Annotated in this window: 13 protein-coding genes and 1 pseudogene; 6 read left to right on the top strand and 8 right to left on the bottom strand. The window is 61.0% G+C overall.

Annotated features, from left to right (window positions below; all coding sequences use genetic code 11):
* Positions 1 to 524 precede the first annotated feature (524 nt).
* A complete protein-coding gene (locus Spa11_RS11165; protein WP_197529918.1) occupies positions 525 to 2,525 on the bottom strand; it encodes an ATP-binding protein in 2,001 nt (666 codons plus the stop codon).
* A 20-nt stretch (positions 2,526 to 2,545) separates the two neighbouring features.
* Positions 2,546 to 3,517 carry a cytochrome-c peroxidase gene (locus Spa11_RS11170; RefSeq protein ID WP_197529919.1) on the bottom strand — a complete coding sequence of 324 codons (972 nt, stop codon included), beginning with the start codon at positions 3,515 to 3,517 and terminating at the stop codon, positions 2,546 to 2,548.
* 562 nt (positions 3,518 to 4,079) lie between these two features.
* Here Spa11_RS11170 and Spa11_RS11175 point away from each other — a divergent pair.
* Both Spa11_RS11175 and Spa11_RS11180 read left to right on the top strand, forming a co-directional pair.
* Positions 4,080 to 4,460 carry a response regulator gene (locus Spa11_RS11175; RefSeq protein ID WP_145112205.1) on the top strand — a complete coding sequence of 127 codons (381 nt, stop codon included), beginning with the start codon at positions 4,080 to 4,082 and terminating at the stop codon, positions 4,458 to 4,460.
* Positions 4,461 to 4,674: 214 nt separating this feature from the next.
* On the top strand, positions 4,675 to 7,536 hold the full coding sequence (locus Spa11_RS11180) for a PAS domain-containing sensor histidine kinase (protein WP_197529920.1): 2,862 nt from the start codon (positions 4,675 to 4,677) through the stop codon (positions 7,534 to 7,536).
* 673 nt (positions 7,537 to 8,209) lie between these two features.
* Here Spa11_RS11180 and Spa11_RS11185 read toward each other — a convergent pair.
* The 4 genes and pseudogenes from Spa11_RS11185 to Spa11_RS11200 form a co-directional block, all read right to left on the bottom strand.
* Positions 8,210 to 8,803, bottom strand: a pseudogene (locus tag Spa11_RS11185) (transposase); the annotation flags it as partial.
* A 168-nt stretch (positions 8,804 to 8,971) separates the two neighbouring features.
* Positions 8,972 to 11,632: an SDR family oxidoreductase gene (locus Spa11_RS11190; protein ID WP_145112211.1), complete on the bottom strand. Its 2,661-nt coding sequence runs from the start codon at positions 11,630 to 11,632 to the stop codon at positions 8,972 to 8,974.
* A 259-nt stretch (positions 11,633 to 11,891) separates the two neighbouring features.
* A complete protein-coding gene (locus Spa11_RS11195) occupies positions 11,892 to 12,104 on the bottom strand; it encodes a hypothetical protein (protein ID WP_145112213.1) in 213 nt (70 codons plus the stop codon).
* Between the two features lie 88 nt (positions 12,105 to 12,192).
* Positions 12,193 to 12,648, bottom strand: coding sequence for a nucleoside deaminase (locus tag Spa11_RS11200; protein WP_145112215.1), 456 nt, complete (start codon positions 12,646 to 12,648; stop codon positions 12,193 to 12,195).
* 605 nt (positions 12,649 to 13,253) lie between these two features.
* Between Spa11_RS11200 and Spa11_RS11205 the strand changes: the two genes are divergently transcribed.
* Entirely contained in the window at positions 13,254 to 13,442 is a 189-nt protein-coding gene (locus Spa11_RS11205) for a Lacal_2735 family protein (RefSeq protein WP_145112217.1), read from the top strand.
* A gap of 180 nt (positions 13,443 to 13,622) precedes the next feature.
* Positions 13,623 to 13,805 carry an RtcB family protein gene (locus Spa11_RS22925; RefSeq protein ID WP_197529921.1) on the top strand — a complete coding sequence of 61 codons (183 nt, stop codon included), beginning with the start codon at positions 13,623 to 13,625 and terminating at the stop codon, positions 13,803 to 13,805.
* Here the strand turns inward: Spa11_RS22925 and Spa11_RS22930 are convergent.
* Positions 13,799 to 13,975 carry a hypothetical protein gene (locus tag Spa11_RS22930; RefSeq protein ID WP_197529922.1) on the bottom strand — a complete coding sequence of 59 codons (177 nt, stop codon included), beginning with the start codon at positions 13,973 to 13,975 and terminating at the stop codon, positions 13,799 to 13,801. The genes Spa11_RS22925 and Spa11_RS22930 overlap by 7 nt on opposite strands.
* A gap of 359 nt (positions 13,976 to 14,334) precedes the next feature.
* Here Spa11_RS22930 and Spa11_RS11215 point away from each other — a divergent pair, with 359 nt between their 5' ends.
* A complete protein-coding gene (locus Spa11_RS11215; protein WP_145112221.1) occupies positions 14,335 to 15,918 on the top strand; it encodes a mechanosensitive ion channel family protein in 1,584 nt (527 codons plus the stop codon).
* Positions 15,919 to 16,197: 279 nt separating this feature from the next.
* Here the strand turns inward: Spa11_RS11215 and Spa11_RS11220 are convergent, their stop codons facing one another.
* Entirely contained in the window at positions 16,198 to 16,635 is a 438-nt protein-coding gene (locus Spa11_RS11220; protein ID WP_231933242.1) for a hypothetical protein, read from the bottom strand.
* A 614-nt stretch (positions 16,636 to 17,249) separates the two neighbouring features.
* Between Spa11_RS11220 and Spa11_RS11225 the strand changes: the two genes are divergently transcribed.
* The gene (locus Spa11_RS11225; protein ID WP_145112223.1) at positions 17,250 to 17,900 is read left to right on the top strand and encodes a hypothetical protein; all 651 of its coding nucleotides are present in this window, start codon (positions 17,250 to 17,252) and stop codon (positions 17,898 to 17,900) included.
* Positions 17,901 to 17,918: the final 18 nt, after the last annotated feature.

A 17,918-nucleotide genomic window follows, 5' to 3' on the forward strand; every position in this document is an offset into this window, starting at 1 on the left:
TCTGACGGTGAAAACAGCGTGACCCTACCGAGCGCAGCGCCAGGCGCAGCGCCGGGTTCGGTCCCGCAGAGCGACATCGATCTGCAAGACATTGCTGCTCTATGGCCGGGGCTCGGAGAGAGGGTGCGTGCGGCCGTCGTCGTTCTCATTCGTGCGTCGAGTGTCCTGCCGAATTTATAGAGATTGATCCACACCTTATCGCGTTTAGAGCTAGGCCAGAACTGGCGAGGTGGGAAAGACTTCAGCGGATTCGCCGTTCACTTTCGGCGCATCGATTGAGCTGACCGCGGTGACGTCGGCGCACCTCAAAAGCGCGAAGAAGTTTCACTTCTCAGCAGATTTAGACGTGACGGAATCAACACTCGGCGTGTCGGTCCTACGCAGGTTAGGCTCTTGGCAACTCTCAGAAGTCAATCGACCGATGCGGAACGAAATGCTCCCGAGAGGCGCCGCTAGATAACAACCCGCCAGCGTCGGATCCAGCAGGCTCGCCGATCGACGCCTTAGCCCGCCGCGTGAGCAAATCAGTTCGCGATCAAAACCTCTCTTGGGGTCGTACTTTCTGCCGTAACCGGCAAGTACAATCGGAAGGTCGTGCCGACCCCGGCCTCGGACTCACACTCGATCTGGCCGCCGTGCCCCAGGACGACGATGTCGTGTGCGATTGCAAGACCCTGGCCGGTACCCTTGCCCACCTCCTTGGTAGTAAAGAACGGCTCGAAGATCCGTGAGCGAAGCTCGGGTGGCATGCCACAGCCGGTGTCCTCGACCTCTACGACAACGTGGTCACTATCAGATCTCGTCCGCACAGTGATCAGCCCTAGCGGATCGTCTTCACTACGTGCCTCGGCTATAGCGTCGCCCGCGTTGACAATGAGATTCAAGAGGACTTGGCTGATTTCATTCGACATCACCTCAGGCATGGGCAGGTCATCGTCGATGTCGATCTCTACCTCCGCATGGTACTTCCAGCGGCTACGGGTAATCGTCACCGCACTGCCAACGATAGCGTTCAGGTCAGTAGCGACGTGCTCCCGCTTGCCGGGGTGGGACATCACACGCATCGATTGGACGATCTCGGTCACCCGTCGAAGCGCCTCCGAGCAGTCCTCTACTGCTCCATAGGCGTTTCGACGCAGGTGATCCAGGTAGTGAGGGTCGATGGTTGGGCGGACGGAGAGCGATTCCGCTACCCCCACCTCGGCAACCGTAAGCAGCGTGGCCAGTCCCTCTTTCAGGTACTCGATGTTGCCCGACGCCGTCTGGATAGGCGAATTGATCTCGTGCGCGATGCCGGCCGCTAGTTGGCCGACCGAGCGGAGCTTTTCCGCCTGAACGAGCTCACGCCGCAGCCGGTTGAGCTCGCTTACATCGGTGTAGACGCCCACAAGTCCCCACGGCTGGCTCTGTTGGTCGCGAAGGATCAACGTACTTGCGATCAGCTCCAAACTACGCCCCGATTCGAGTACTTTGCAGTCGGGAGCGCCGATCACCGCGTGGTGCGATGTGAGGACGGCCCGCTCGGTTTCAATCTTGTTACACCGACTTTGGAAGTCCCACGGGAGGTCATCATCCGTGATCCCGATGACACGTTCGTGACAGTCGAAGCCGAGTATGCTCGCGAAAGCGGGGTTGCACCCACGGTAGACGCCCTCAAGGTCTTTCCAAAAGACCGCTGAGGGCAGGCTGTCAAGCAGTGATCGGAGTAGCTCCCGTTCGGCGGTCAGCTCGGCGGTGCGGTCCGCGACCGCAGTCTCCAGCCCATCATTGACCTTCGCGAGTTCATGCACGGCCCTCCGCTGCTCGACTAACATAGCCCCGGCGTAACCAAGCGTTGCGGCGAGCAACACGAAAATGAGCCGCTGGCGAGTGTTGAGGCTGTCTGTGTGCGACTCGATAAGGTCCCGCAATCGGTCGCTGGCCTGGAGCATGCGAGCGCGCGCAGGCGAGTCGGTCAGCCGGCTCAAAATCGCATCACATCTCGTCTGGCTCTGCACGATGAGATGGAGGTGGGCCTTCGCCTCGGCATACTGCGCTTCGCGCCAACGATCCTCTTCGAGGACCTTGCCGATCTTGTCCGCAGCCTCGCCATCGAGCTGCCCGGATAGTCGCATAACGAGCCAAGCAATTTCCCCGGCAAAGCGATCGGGGAAAACGACATGCGTTCTGTTGGGGTCAGCCAAAACCGCGAGCGATTTTCGTCGAACAGCGTGGTGAGTCTTGTAACGCTCGACCAACTCAAGGTCGTCGCGCAGCATTCCCGGCAGGTCGGTTGGGGTGTAACGGTGCTCCTGAGACTCGATCTTATCGATTTGACTCCTGAGGCCACGCTCAAGATTCGCCAGCGTATCGAAGTTCCACCGCGATCCGGAATCGATCAAAAGAACTTCGCCGACGACGGCCTCGTGATATTGGATCGCCGACTCCAGAGCACCTCGATCGCTCAAGAGCACCCCGCTTTCGCCGCCCATCACTGACGAAAAGGCGATCCCGATCACTGCGGCCGCGAACAGCGCAAGTGGCATCCGACTTTTACAACGGCTAGTCATGCCGACCGTCCCTTGAGAACACCCGTCAGACTGCGTAGGAACTCGACGAGGCGGTCGACTTCCGCCTCGTCGGGTTCAACGCCGACTTGGATGCGCAGCATCACTCTGACAGCGTCGGGCAGGGTTGCGGCGGAACCGTCGTGGAAGTAAGGGCCGGTCAGTTCGGCGTTGCGGAGAGAGGGCACACGGAAGACGTGTTTGTCGTGGCTGTCCTGGGTGTGGTTGAAACGTCCCAAATCAATGCGACGGAACGTCTGCGCTGCCTCGAAATACTCGCGCATCACGCCCAATCTTTGGAAGAGGTTTCCGCCAAACGCCCGACCCTGGTGGCAAGAAATGCAGCCATGCTGCTCGAACAAATGAAGTCCTTCGAGCGCCTTGATCGGCATAGCCTGCCGGTCGCCAAGGAGCCACCGATCGATGGGCGCGTCGATCGTGATGAGGGACTCCTCGAACGCAACGATCGCTTGCCTCACAAGTTTGGCATCAAGGGGAGCGCCGTAAGCTGTTTCAAATGCCACCCGATACGAGGCATCCGCATTCAAACGTTCGACGATCTGGCCCCAATCGGAGTCCATCTCGTTTGGGTTGTGGATGGGCCCATCGATCTGCGCGCTAAGCGTAGGAGCGCGACCATCCCAAAATTGGGACGAGTTGAGGGAAGCGTTCAGCACCGTTGGTGCATTCAACTCACCGAGCCGGTTATCGATCCCCACTGAGACCACCAGTCCGTCGTCGCCGCCGTGTTTCAGATCGTGGCAGCTCGCGCACGACACGGTACCGTCACGCGACAGGATCGGGTCGTGGAACAGCCGGTCGCCGAGCCGCACCGCAGCCCAGTTGAGCCCGCTGGGAGCGACTAGCGGCGTGAGTTTTGCATCGTGCTTCGACGCCAGCGCTAGAATCTCGCGGGCAGATTCGATTTGCGCCCCCTCCTCGCAAGCACCAAGCCACAGGAATACCGCCATCAGAGCGCCTGTGACGCAACCGACAACGGCCGGGCTCGACGTCAGATAGCGTGAGTGAGGCACAGCGATCGTCGAGGGATGGCGCACCATAGGCGGACCGTGAATGCGCATTTGGAACTGCCTAAAGCTACGCCAATCGACAAGCACCCGCCGTGCAGCTTGATGCGTGGTTTGCCGCAAAGCAGGCCGTGCCGCCAGTCGCGGTGGCGCCTACCGCGCTACGCCTGTCTATCGGACGTGATGCGCTAACGATTGGCGCGACTGCAAGATTTCCGCGGTTGCGACGGAAGTCCACATGCGGAAATCTCCCCCGAGGGGCGCTTAACGAGTTACTTGACGGTTCAGCGGTTGTAACGCCTCTCGAACTGTAGCGTCTGTCAAGCGCGCAGCGGCCACTCTTACCGCTCCGACCGGCCGTTGCGAAAGACTACGGCCAACCACATCAACACCCAAAAAAAGCACCGCCGTCGGGAGTCCACATCCCCGCACCCTACATTTCTCTTGCTTGCATTGGCCCGATCGGTTGGCAGTTGAACGTCGCTATAGCGGTAGGAGATGCGATATGTCGGTATCTGTCCTGTTCGTCGATGATGACGCACCGATGCTCCGCGCCCTAAAGCGCGAGTTCTCATACGAGTACGATCTCTCCGTAGCCTACTCCGCCGCGGAAGCTCAAACGTTGATAAGCGGGCATCGACGCTTCGACGTTGTCATCAGCGACGTGACGATGCCTGGAATGAACGAGCTCGAGTTTATCGACCGGGCAGCGCCGCAGAATCCGCACACATCGTTCATCGTGCTCACGGGCAACGGCGAAGAAGAGACGCTCAAACGAGCCTGCTCAATGCCTGCGGTCGTCCGCGTCCTAACGAAGCCTGCGAGCCGTGAGTTGATTCTAGAGGCGATTGGCGAGGCAGTGAGCCGGAAGAGTCTGTGCCCATAACCATTGTAAGGTTACGCAGCTGATGAGTGCTTCAATCCAAAGGCGTTCCGCTCTTGTTGGCCTGGCGCTCGTCGGCTTGCTGTCTGCGTTCTCGATCGCGGCGGCGGAAACTCGCTGGCCTAGCGGGACCCGGATCGACCACGACGGTAATCGCAAGAACCTTCTCGTCTTCATCCATCCGCGCTGTCGATGCAGCCGCAACATCCTTGATCATGTGCTGAGCGTCACCGAGACGACAGGTGTGCCTACAAAGACGACGTTCGTCTTCTATTGTCCTGTCGGCCAACCCCATGAGTGGGCCAAGAATGAATTGTGGGACCGGCTCGACGACGACGTCAGGCACACGCTCCTCGTCGACCGCGGCGGAATCGAGGCGGAACGGTTCAATGCCTCTTCTTCCGGGCATTGCCTCCTCTTCGATAACAACCGACGTCTGCTCTTCAGCGGCGGCCTTGTTGCGGGGAAAGACGGAATGCCGTCGCCTCCAGCCCTCGATGCGCTGGGGACGCACTTGTCGGGACGCCGCGAAGCGGTCTCTGCATTTCCGGTTGTTGGCTGCGATTTGCAAGAGCAATCATTTCTTTCCGAGTACGACTTCTTCACGAATTACGGCAACTACATGCCGCGAATCCACTGTCTCCAAACGGCGGAGGGAAGGCCGGACTGGGCGTGGATCGTCACGCTGATCGTGCTGAACATCACCGTCCTGGTGGGATACGCAAAGATCATGCGCACTTGGCGGGCGTGCTATCTGGCGGAGGAGGAGCGTGATCGCGACCCCAAGCTGATGGATTTGGCCTGGATCTTCTTCTTCTGTGGAATCTCTGGGTATGGCATCTCCACAGTCATCTTCTTTTGGCCAGCCTATCGGCTCCTGGCGCTATTTCTACTCCTGCTGGCGATCGTGACGTGGAGATTCGCCTACGACCTGAAGCCGTTTGAAGAGTCTTTCTCCGCGAAGCGCGTAGGACGCCAAACGAGGGAGTCGCTAGAAGAGGAGATCGCCGAGTCCGTTGCCCGCGAGTCAGAAAGTCGAGAAGCCTACCGTGTGTCGCAGGCGATACTTGACTCGCTGCCATCTCACGTCTGCATATTGAATACACGGGGCGAGGTCATCCTGACTAACGCAAGGTGGAACCGGTTCGCCGTAAATAATGGCGGTGACGAGGCCTACCTCCTTGCTAACTACCTCGACATTTGCCGATCGGCGACGGGTGAATGCCGTTCTAACGCGTTAGCGCTAGCGGAAGCGATCGAACGGATCATCTCCGAAGGCTCGGGGAGCTACACGGCGGAATACGCCTGTCACTCAGAACATCAGCAGCGTTGGTTTGAGGTCTGCGTGATGCCCGTCGAGAAGCACTTAGAGGGAGCAACCATTGTTACTCATACGGACATCACGAGTCGTGTGCTTGCAGAGAAAGAAGCTCAAGCACAACGGGAGGAGGCCGAGCGGTTGGCCCTTGTCGCCAAGTACACCGATAACGCCGTTGTCATTACCGACCATGAAGTACGAATCGAATGGGTAAACGATGGCTTCACTCGCTTGACGGGATTCACACTTGATGAGGTGAGGGGCAAGGTTCCTGGTGAGGTGCTCCAAGGCGTTAACACGGACCAGTCCACTGTCGAGTTCATGGCCGAACGAATCTCTCGCAAACAGGGGTTCGACGTGGAAATCGTCAACTACAGCAAGGCCGGGAAAGAATACTGGCTTGCGATGGAGGTGAGACCGATTGAAGACGCGAACGGGAAGGTCAACAAGTTCATTGCAATCGAAAGCGACATCACCGACCGGAAACGCCGCGAACAGGAACTTGCTGACCTAAACCGTGAGCTCTCAGAACAAAACGAGGTGATCTGCACTGAGCGTCGTCTGCTGACGACGATCATTGATAGCCTGCCTCAGGCGATCTTCTGGAAGGACCAATCTTCGACATACGTTGGTTGCAATTCGGTCTTCGCCGAGTTGGTCGGAATGCGGAGTCCTGCTGATATCGCGGGAAGGACCGATTTCGATCTGGCCTGGAGCCAAGACGATGCCCTGCAGTACGCGGCGAACGACCGCGAAGTGATTGCGGGCGAACAGGTTATGGTCAACGTCGAGCAGACGCAATCACTTAGTTGCGGGACACAGAAGACAATCTGGACGAGTAAGACCCCCCTATTCGATGAGCACGGAGCCATTGTTGGGTTGGTTGGCGCCTTCGCCGACATCACCAATCAAAAGCAGATCGAGCGGCGGCTAGCGCAAGCCGAAAAACTCGAATCCATCGGTCGATTGGCGTCTGGCGTTGCTCACGAAATTAACACACCGATGCAGTTCATTGGCTGCAACGTCAGCTACCTTAGCCGGATCGTAGAACAGTGGACGGGGTTGCAGACCGCCGTCAGCGCCTTACTCAACAGTGAGGGCAGCGGAGGACTTGAACGGCTCCGCGAGACTCTCCCTAGCGAAGATATCCTCCGGAGCAGTGAAGAAGCACTCGCCGACTGCCGCCTGGGTGTCGAGCGCGTCTCCGAGATCATCGGCGCGATGAAGGAGTTCGCTCATCCGGGCAGCGACGACAGCATGCCGTTTGACATCAATCGCAGTATCCAGAATGCCGCCACACTCACTAAGAACGCGACCAAGCAGCACGCGGTCGTCGAACTCGACCTCGCCGAATGTGGGTTAGTGCAGGGGTCGGCGTCGTCGATGAGCCAAGCACTCGTCAATTTGATCGTCAATGCGGCCGACGCGATCGAGGAAGCCAGCGACGGGGGGATAGTCCCCGGTCACATCACGATCTCCACCCGCCAGTTTGAAGACCGGGTGGTGGTGCGGGTCGTGGACACGGGGTGCGGCATGAGCTCGGAAGTCGCCGCGCGGGCGTTCGACCCGTTCTTCACGACCAAGGGAGTTGGCAAGGGAAGCGGCCAGGGTCTGGCCATTGCCTATAACGCCGTTGTCGAGAAGTGCGGCGGTGAGATCAAGGTCGACTCCAACCCGGGAGAGGGAACGACCTTCACCATCTCACTGCCAGTCGCATACCACGAGGATAGCTTGATGAAGGTCAGCTCGGTGACAAGCTAGGCTTAGATGGCGATGCACGTGTGGGCTAAACCGCGGCGTATGCGACGGCCTGCATCCGCTGCTGAGGCACTCTTCGTGTTGCCAGCTTACGATAGTTGCATCCGCTTCGCTGAGAGAGTCTGCCGACCAACTCGCTTTCGCTTATTGCTGGCTCGGTGGCGCCGGCTCTGCTCGGAACTTGCCGATCACGCAACTGACGCGTGCTGCACAAACTCGGGCAAGAGAAGGGGCCCGTCGAGCGCTGCAGTTATCGATTGCCGATCTCATGTCTCGGGGGCGTTCAAAAAAGGCGCGAGGGCGAGCAACAAACCGAGCCTGCCCCACAGGTCGTGGCGCCCGCCCTCGCTGATTGCTCTACTCGGCTCGCGGGGCGGACGGGATTAGGTAACTAAACCAGTTTCGGGCTATTCCGCTCCCTGTCGCATTAAAGTAGCTTTGAGCCCATCAGTCGCGGCGCTCATTCAATAGACTGCGACACGGCAACATTGCACATGGACGTCCGGGTCCTGGCAGAGATCGAAATCTCTCGAGCGAATTTCCGATCGACACCGCTGGCTATTCGTCAACTTCATTATACGGTTCAGCATGGAAGGGCCTCCGGACACCGCAGCGATATTTAGCCGACCGTTGCCGTCGCTCACCTCTTGCCGGGGCGGACGATCTGGCTGGAGTTTCAGGCCGACAGACGAGAGTGCTTGATCGTCTTTGATGTGGACCGCCCGACCGCACAGACCGACCCACTGAAGTCGCTCCGCGAATTGCGGCAGCGGGACGCGAGTGTCTCCAGCGGAGATCGGCGGATCGTGACGCACGTCGCCCCGTATTGATGGCATCCACGGCCCCAACGTTCATTCCCTAATCTGCGTCGGCCCATCCACTGGTAGCGCTTTGGGCGTCGCTTGACCTGCCGAGGTTCGAATCGTCCGGGCCGATCACCTACGGTGTGGGTCGCGATGCAGGCTAGGAGTTGTTCGTAGGCTAGTTCGCGAAGGCGTGTGCAACAGGCGATTAGTGGCTGGAAGGCTTCGAGCGTCTGCATCGCCCCCTTGAAGCTAAGCGACCGTGGCAAGAGGTCGTGCCGATTTGCCGCCTTCGCCATGATGGTGCGGATGAGGTTGTAGGCGAGCACGTGCGTCCAGATCTCCTTACGCACCAGTTCGGGTGTCTTGCAACGCAGTACCTCCATCCGCATGGTCGTCTTGACCGACCCCAGGTCCAGTTCCACGTTCCATCGTGCTCGATAGAGCGCCGCCAAGTCCTCCTTCGTGAACTCCTCAGGGTGGCGCCGCCGTTAACACCACCGAGAGCCAAGGGATGACGATGAAGGCAATCGCGGACCCACACGATCGGATAGTCATCCGCCCCTGGAAAGAAGGAATGCTCTCGGCATTACTACGCGCGGCGTGTCGACCACTTTCAGATTTCAGCGCGTTGATCAGTCCGTCGGCAGAAACACCCAAAGGGCCGGCCGTCCACAGTTGCAGTGGACAGCTCGCCCCAAGAGCCCGACACCGCTGGCACTTAAGAACACGGCCAACCTAGCCGCGTCCCAGGCGCCCCGCACGCCCAGCCTCATGGGGCCGCGGGTGCGATTCTGCACGCTCGGGATCGGGTGAAAGATTGTCTCAACGAGCCCGGGCCGCTCTGGCTCGTCGTCTTGTCGGGCATCGAGCAGACGCGTTGTGCGATCGAGCGCCTCGGGCAGGTAGCCGGCGTCGTAAAGTTGTCGATCCAGCTCGGCGACGGCTCGACGACTGAGGGTCGGCAGCACCAGCAGGCCCAAGAACGACCAAAGGGTAAACCAAAGGCTCATTGCGATCGTTCCGCCCGCCGTGCCAAGTTGATCGGGACCCGCCAACCAAGCCGACACGGCGACTCCGAAGAGGATGAAGCCGATCGCCACCGTACGCCCACGTCCCCATGCTCCGCTGCCGATCGCCAGCGACCGCCTCTTCAGAGCCAGTTCGAAACCCTCGGCGCCGAGCACCCGCCGCCACTCCAGTGGCAGCAAATGGCCCGTTGGTCGTGCCACGCCGAGCACGCCCCCGGTGAAACCCTCGTCGGCGGATTCAGCTAGCAACACTCGAAGGTAGTCTTTCCGCTGGAGGTTGTTCGGTTCACTAGGGGTCAAAGTGAGTGCCGAATACAGCAGCGCCAGTCGAGCTCGCGTCAGCAATAGCAACGCAGCCGCCAGCGTTGCCGCCAAGACGACGCCCACGACTCCCAGAGCGGCGCCGGCAAGCGTTGCCAAGCAGGCGCACGCGAGGAGGGTGATGGCGTGCATCGCGACTCCCCTGGTCAGCCCCTGCAGGAAGGCGGGAAGCGTCGGGTGGGCACGCCCGTGGTAACGTGGCAGGAGGTAGCCACCCAGGAAATCAAAGGGGAGTTGGACCAAGATGTAAGCAAAGACGAAGGTGACCAGACTAGCCAGCGTCCCGATCGCGGAATCGTTGGCGTGCCGGTTGAGCGCAGCTGGAGCGTCCATCGCCAGCGCCAGCGATGAGAGAACAACGATCGTGCCGACCGCGGAGATGCCAAGCCAAAGGCGTGATCGCCCGTACCCGGAGGCGCCGCTAGAAGCCGCCGTACGCGCCTCACGGGGCGCCTCTCCACCGCGGCGGATCGCCTCGGCAGTGTCGCGGATCCCCTTGAGCATACCCCCGAAGACGACGTTGTGCAGCGGCGCGACAGCGTACCAGTAGGCGAGTCCTACCAGGCCTCTCGGTCGGTAGCGCGCCGTCATGGTGAGCCGCGTCTTACCGGCTGAATCCGCCTCGCGGATGTCAAAGTCAAGCTGAGCTTCACCGGGCAGTTTCATCTCTGCATGCAGCGACAGCGACCGACCGCGCTCAAGTCCGACAACCCTCCAGAAGTCGAGGGTTTCTCCGTACTCGATGTCCTCGGGATGCCGTCTGCCGCGCCGAAGTCCCGGACCGCCCACCGCTTGGTCCATCCAGCCACGCAGTCGCCAGAGCAGGTCGCCCGCGTACCAGCCGTGGCCCCCGCCGATCCGGCAGACCGCTGCAAACACCGAATCGGCGTCCGCCTCGATGTCGATCGAGCGTTCGTCGACAAAGACCTTTCCGCCGGCCCAATCTGGGTCGCCGGGGACGGGTCCAGCTACGGACCAGCGTGTCTCGACGCGACCGGCTTGCGTCGCCGAAAGCGCATGGCGGATAGCCTCTCGCACCGTCAGCGCTTCGTGCGGCATCACCTCCTGAACCGGGTGATCCTCGACCACGACGCGGTTGCTCAGGCCGTCGGCCAAAGGCCGAGCGATCTGGTACGGGACCGGCGTCACGAGGCTGATCCAAGCCGAACTCAGCCGCGGAGTCAGCACGGGCACCGAGAGGATGAGCCGGCGCCGGAGGCCAAGCTCGGCAGCCGCCACCTGCATCAATTCCTTGTAGGAGAGGACGTCGGGACCGCCGACCTCGAGCACCTGTCCCGCGGAGTCGGGCGTCTTGAGGCATTCGGCGAGCCAGTACAGCACGTCGCTGATCGCGACCGGCTGGCACTCGGTTTCAACCCAACGCGGCGTCACCATCACCGGCAGGCGATTCACGAGATACTGCAGTATCTCGAAGGAAGCGGACCCCGAGCCGATAATCATGGCCGCCCTGAGCGTCGTTACCGGCACGCCGGTGGAGGCGAGAATCGACTCGGTCTCGCGGCGAGAGCGGAGGTGCTCGCTCAGCGAGTCGCCGACCTCCCCGAGCCCACCCAGGTAGATGATCCTCTCCACGCCCGCCGCCGCGGCGGCTTCCGCGAAGTTCTGCGCCAGCGCCCGGTCTCGATCGGCATAGCCGGATCCCGCCGCGATCATGGAGTGAACAAGGTAGTACGCCGCCGTGCAGCCACGAAGTTGCTCGGCGAGCGTCCGTGGGTCTGAGAGTTCATCCTTCACGACCTCAACGGCGTCGTGCCGACGCCAAGGCCTTTCGTCGAGCTTCCGGGGGGTCCGGGCGATACACCGGATGGAGTAGCCACGCTCCAGCAGCAGAGGGGCCAAGCGACCGCCGACGTAGCCCGTCGCGCCCGTCAGGGCGATCCGAGTTCCGCTTGCCGATTTCGGGTTGTCGGCGTCCTGGTTCATAAGTCCCTAATATCCGGAGCCAACCAACGAGCGATACGGTGCGGCCGCGGCGCCACCGGGAGTGACATCAATCCCACCGTCAGCGTGAGACCCAGGCCGCCGCGATTGAGCAAGCCGACTACTGAGGCGACTGTGTAGGGTAGCCTGCGAAGACGCCACGCGGCACGGACCCCCGGCAGCACAAGCCGCAACCGGGTTCCCTCCCCAAGGATTTCGACCGGGTAGCCGTCGAACGATCCCGACAACCGCCCGGCCACCGTCAGTTTGGGGCCGAGCTAGCCTCCTGCGTACGGACTTTGACGGCGCCGGAGAGGATCCATTCCGCGTGCTTCGCTTCCTCGCCGACACCCGAAGGGATCTTGATGTGCATATCGACGAAGTCGTAGATGATCTCTGCGTTGCGGCCCGTTAGCCGGTCGTAAAGTCCGATCGCTAGGTCGGGCCAGTTGGTGGTCTGAGGATCGGGGTCCATCGTTCTACCTTTTTCTTTTTTAAGAGAGAGCATTCAGGACTGTTTTCGTGGAGCAGCACGCCAATCGCCGAACGGCCGGTGTAGGCGTTTATCGGTCAACCGGCGACACGGCTTGGAAGAGGAGGTCGCACTCCGATTCGCCGATCCCACCCTGGACGGTGAGGTCACGACGCCAGCTCCGATGGACGGCTTCCTTGGCCGGGATCTCGATCTGTTTCCAGCCCAGCTCGACGAGACGGCCGATCGAGATCCCAAAGACGACTCGGGTAATCCCGGACCAGATGACCGCTCCCTGGCACATACAGCAGGGCTCCGCCGTCGTGTAAAGCGTCAGATGTTCCCAAGCCGGTCCGTCGGTTTTAGCGTACTGGCTGATTGCGACCATTTCCGCGTGTAGGGTTGGGTCGGTCGCTGAGTCGTTAACCCCCGATGCGACAATGCGCCCCGCGCGACGGTCGAGGAGCACGGCCCCGAAGGGCGCCTTCGGGTTGCCATGCGCGGCTTCGATCGCGGCATGCATGAAGGCTTGGTCATCTCTTAGCACAGCGTCTACCTGGGTGGCGCCCGCTATCCGAGAGTGCTGGGTCACTGCACGGGGAGGCGAATCGCGAGGGCAAAGCCTCTACTCAGTAGAAAGGCCTTTGTTCATCGTCAGATTCTGCCGACGATCGGTCGCTCCGCGTAAGCGCATTCGAGACGTCTATAGATGTCTGTAGGACGAGGCGGTCAGCACGGCCACCTCGGACTGGCCCCCATCACGGCCGCAAGTAGGCTGGACCGTGACGGTCAGCCAAACTATCGAACCATCGGCGCCGACTGGCAACTGGTCGACCATGAGAGTCCGTGGTTTCGGCTGGGGCATTTTCTTGGGGACAAACAGCCCGTTTCTTCTCGGCAGCCGCCCGAGGGAAACCGGAGAGATCGGCTTGAATCTAGCGTTTGGGAACGGAACTGCCTTACCGCGGTCAGATGAGGTCTCAGGCCGGGGGCGAATAACACAGCTTTTCCGAGCTCCGGTGAAAGTGGGTCAGCAAGATTGGATAAGTCGAGAGGCAGGCAGAGAGGATCCAGTCGGCTGCCTCAATGGTCAGGCCGCTGCTTCGAGCTACAGTGCGAACGGAACCGTTAACTCCCGGAAGGAGACGCCCCGTGTTCGGATTGTTCGGCGACAAGAAGGCCAAGCTGGAACGGCACTACAACAAACTAGCCGAAGAGGCCTACAAGCTCTCACACACCAACCGGCAGCAGAGCGATTTCAAACAGGCGGAAGCGGCGGAGGTGCTAAAGCAGATTGAAGCTTTGGAATGCGGCAGCACACCGCGGATGACGAAGTCGTAGGACCGCAATAAATCGACAAACAATCGCGTAGCGACGGGGTTTGTTGCGATTACCGCGGCGGCACTGGTCCAAGCTTGCATCTCGCTGAGTTGCCGCTCTGCGAACGTCATCAACTTGACACATCTCGGTTGCCGGAATCGGCGATGCCGCGGCGAGACCGCTCGCATTGAAGCGATCGCGTTGAGCGCCCAGGCGGCCGCAGAAGAGCAGGGGATCATCCCTGGTTCGGCAGGGACATTCAGCGTCCTCACTTCGGGCCGCGGCTACGTCGAATTGCTCTACTCGTCGTCACACGGTGCGGGGCAGCGGCTAAACCGTGGCGACGCCCGACGTGCCGTCTCGGCCCAGGCGCTCGCTCACTGAATAGGCGTGTGATGGCAGACCCGACGCGACAGGCCCACCGCCATCGCCCCCGCCGGGGCCGTCCAGCCCTCGGCCGCCAAGATAACGACCCGCAGCCGCCGGGCCTTATCCGCGTGCTTCTCGCAATGCTCCCGCCGCTTGAGCTCCCCAAGCGGTACGCGATCCTTCACCTCCATCCCCAACCTCCCAGAGCCCTGCGGTCGACTTAACGGCCGTATCCTGGGTGAGATGGGTGGGCGCAAGTGAAAGCGCGCTGATACTTACTAGAACGCGTATGAGAGGTCTGGTCAGCGAGAATCGAGGTGTCGCGCGGGTCCACAGCTTCGCGATCGAGCGTAGCGACTTCTTCACTGACCGCACGTATCCCTGTCAGGCGTTGCCTGCAATCAGGGGGCGAACGTGTGAGGGTTGCCCCTAGTGCAGGCCCGTCTAGACTCAAGGCAAAGAGCCACGAGCGATCGCCTTAATCCGCGGCCGTTCCGCGTTGGCTGTCAGAGCCGGCTAGCACCCGAACTGGAGCAACGAAGCGATGGCAAGACACTTTTTAGTCGCCCAGTTGCGATTCCTAGCGACGACACTTGCTCTGGTAGGGCTAGTAATCTGCCTTGGCGCTACCGCATCGTTCGGCCAAGAACCCCGCGGCGAAACCCCGCCCCCCCAGCCGAAGACGACGGTTGATACTGCCATCCCGATCGAGCAGCTTCGCGTTCTGGCCAGGCCGCTAACCCGAGAGGAATTAGAGGTCGAGGCGGACGCTTGGTTTGAATTGCTGCGGAAGAAGGCCGGTCAGATCTCTGCGGCTCAGCTGGGCGTCAAGAAGACGAACGATGCGCTGGCGGCCGATGACGAGGACGCCGCCAAGCAGGCGATCGACGAAGCGAGCCGGGTGATGGATAAGGCCGAAGCGGAATCGGAGCAGGCCGAGCGAGAGATGGCCGAGGGCGCCCAGGAGAGTCTCGGGCTTGATGGCCCCACCCACGCCGACGACGAACCCGAGAGTCAGCGATCCGATCAGGCCGACCGTGGCGAGGGCAGTGGAACGCATCCCGCAACCGACGCCGCCGCGATCAAGAAGGACGACTTGCTAGCCGATATCACCACGTTGCAAGACGAGAGAGCCGCACTGGCTGACCGATTAGAAGTGGTGCTCGCCTCACTAGAGAGAAAGTCGCTCGACGATGCTGACGAGAAGGTCGCGGAGTACCGCAAGTACGTACTCGCGGTGTCAGGCATCGAGCTAGATGCCAAAGACGCGAGCGCGACCTGGGCGGCAATCACCGGCTGGCTGAAATCAAGAGAAGGCGGTCAACGGTGGCTCTGGAACCTAGGCAAGTTCTTGCTGGTCCTCATGGCGAGCTACTTGGTGGCCGGCGTCGTTGCGTCTCTTATGCGTTGGCTACTGGAGCGACGCATCAATATGTCCCGGCTTGCCGAAAACTTGATCGCTCGGACGATCAAGAACATCGTAATGCTCATCGGCTTGGCGATAGCTTTGACGGCTCTCGAGATCGATATCACACCGATCATCGCGGCGATCGGCGCCGCCGGCTTCATCATCGGCTTCGCGTTGCAGGGCACGCTGAGCAACTTCGCTAGCGGCTTGATGATCCTCATCAATCGGCCATTCGACGTGGGCGACGTGGTCTCTGCGGGGGGGGTGACGGGTTTGGTGCAGCAGATGAACCTCGTCTCAACCACCTTCCACACGTTCGACAACCAGACGATCCACGTGCCCAACAACGAAATATGGGGGAACGTCATCACCAACATCACGGCCAACGACAAGCGGCGCGTCGACCTGGAGTTCGGCATCGGTTACGACGACGACTTCGAGCACGCCGAAGAGATTATCCACCAAGTTGTCCAGGAGCACGAGCTCGTGCTAGACGAACCGGAGCCGGTTGTCGTGACGCATGAACTGGCCGATTCGTCGGTGAACATCGTCTGTCGTCCGTGGGCCAAGACAAGCGACTGGTGGAAGGTGAAGACCGACATCACCCGCAGCGTGAAGCGGCGCTTTGACCAAGAAGGCATTAGCATCCCATATCCACAGACCGACATTCACGTGTATCAGCATCAGCTGGCGTCCGCTCAATCAGGATCCCAAACCTAAGCGGTGCCACTGCCGGGGCTCCACGGCAGAGGACCACGAGACGACGCGCCTTCGAAAGGAACGCAGGCATTATCGTCGCACGGAGTCTCCGATGCCGAGTCGTCGAGGTCGGACCGACACCAGCGGCCTCGCAGGCCGGCTGATTGCGGTCGGAGGCGAAGGCCTCTGAGGTTGTGCGGTCGTTTCGACAGTTATCGGCCGATGGTCCGGCAACGCCGTCCCGACCGTGGCATCGATCGTCCTGGCTGCCATCCCAATCCGGCGCCAGCCGTAAACGCCTCAGGAGCTTGCAACGACCCAGCGGGTCGGCAGCCGAAGAATCGGCAAGGACGAACGGCCTTGCCCGCGTGGCGTCACCACCACGAGTCGTAGTAGACGGTGTAGCCCGCGGCGATCCCCTTTCGCGCCTTGGCGATCAAGCCGATGTCCATTTTCGGTCTCGGAGCCGTCGCTCTCGCCGAAGAATAAGCCGGCGGTCTCCGGCAGCTTCCCCGCCACGAGGTCGCGCTCAACGCGGTCGAGGTCCTCGGTGGTGAGCACGACCGGCGTGCAGTTGAACTCTTGCTGGCCGCCCTTTTCACAGCAGAGCCGCTGCATCCAGCCGTGCAGGTTGGGATGTTTGCGCCAGTAGTGAAGCTCCAGCGCCGTCGCGATCGCTAAGTCTACCGGCGCGTAGATCGCGTCGAGGGTTTTGTGGGCGAACAAGTCGAGTCCCATGGGTTTCTCCTTCTTGGTTGGGGTTGAAGTCCGGAGCGATTTTTTTTCCGCCCCCTCACCACGGCTGGGGGCAAAGAATCGAGAGCCCGTCTTCACGGGTCCCAAACCGACAAGCGGAGAAAGAAGGGCTGCCCGGCTCGGATTCAGCCCACGCGGGCGATCGTGCCATCTGGTGAACGCCGGTGACAAAAAACGGATGAAGGCAGCGCCGACGTTCTTGGTTGACGTGAGCGTCCGACGGTGAGAGCGTGAAGGCGAGAACCAACCAAACGCCGTGGTGCGCAGCGTCGGCCACGACCGCATGCCGGTGCTGCTCGCTACGGCCGCCGAGCGGCGTCAGTGGCTGGTAGAGGGCGCGTCCGACGCCAACGATCCGCTGCTGCGGCCTTATCCTGACGGACGGCTTACGGTGCGACCGCTAGAGCCTTCCCCGGCAGGGCGCGACGTTTTCTTGACGCCTCGTCAGGATGCGGCGACAAATCGCCGAAAAAGGCCTTTTGTCGCGTTACGTTCATCCTACGAGCGGAACTAAGTTGAGGCGTCTCGCCTGCACGGCGGGCGCCGACCCTTGTCTGTCACCTTTTCATTCGGCGAGTCTGCCCAGGAGATGCTCCATGAGTCGTACTGCTCGATTGCTGCCCCGAATCGGCGCCACTGCTTGCCTCATCGTCGGAGGCCTTGGTCTGCCGGACCAAGCCGGCGCCAGCTTGATTCCGAATTACGACTTCGAGGTCGATAATGGCGAGACGTCACCGTCGCCCACGCAATGGTTTGCCGGCGGTAACGTCGCCTACGAGCTTGCCGACGACTCCGATGGCGTCGGAGAACGCAGTGCGCAAATTAACGCCAATGCGTCCGATTGGCGGTCTTCGGCGGTGTTTGTCACTCCCGGCGAAACGATGAAGTGGAAACTCGATTACAAGTGGCTCGATGGCGCCTCGGGCGAATTCAGCGCCGATCTTCGTTTCTTTTCCGGTTTCGATCCCATCGGCGGCGGGACGTCTGGCGCCTTCCGGGGCGAGCAGCGGATCGTCGTCGCATCGTCTAGCAACGGTCAGTGGCAGACCCTCAATGTCAATTCCATTGAAGTCCCTGCTGGAGCGTTAACCGCCGATATCCGGATCAGCTCGGGCTTCTTCGACGCGGGCCTGAGCGGCGACGGCTTCCGGATCGACAACGTCGACTTGCGTGTCCCCGAGCCCGGCAGCGTTGCGATCGCCGCCGTCGGCGTCGCGTTAATCGGCGCACATCGCCGTCGATTGTAGGCCCGACGTAGTGGGGTG

This window comes from Botrimarina mediterranea (assembly GCF_007753265.1).
GTDB classification, from domain to species: domain Bacteria; phylum Planctomycetota; class Planctomycetia; order Pirellulales; family Lacipirellulaceae; genus Botrimarina; species Botrimarina mediterranea.

Bases quoted from the DNA above. Each gene is read 5' to 3' on its own strand.
- Spa11_RS11215 (WP_145112221.1), top strand. From the start codon at position 14,335: ATGGCAAGACACTTTTTAGTCGCCCAGTTGCGATTCCTAGCGACGACA.
- Spa11_RS11225 (WP_145112223.1), top strand. From the start codon at position 17,250: ATGAGTCGTACTGCTCGATTGCTGCCCCGAATCGGCGCCACTGCTTGC.
- Spa11_RS11190 (WP_145112211.1), bottom strand. From the start codon at position 11,632: ATGAACCAGGACGCCGACAACCCGAAATCGGCAAGCGGAACTCGGATC.
- Spa11_RS11175 (WP_145112205.1), top strand. From the start codon at position 4,080: ATGTCGGTATCTGTCCTGTTCGTCGATGATGACGCACCGATGCTCCGC.
- Spa11_RS11165 (WP_197529918.1), bottom strand. From the start codon at position 2,525: ATGCCACTTGCGCTGTTCGCGGCCGCAGTGATCGGGATCGCCTTTTCG.
- Spa11_RS11220 (WP_231933242.1), bottom strand. From the start codon at position 16,635: ATGGGACTCGACTTGTTCGCCCACAAAACCCTCGACGCGATCTACGCG.
- Spa11_RS11195 (WP_145112213.1), bottom strand. From the start codon at position 12,104: ATGGACCCCGATCCTCAGACCACCAACTGGCCCGACCTAGCGATCGGA.
- Spa11_RS11170 (WP_197529919.1), bottom strand. From the start codon at position 3,517: ATGGCGGTATTCCTGTGGCTTGGTGCTTGCGAGGAGGGGGCGCAAATC.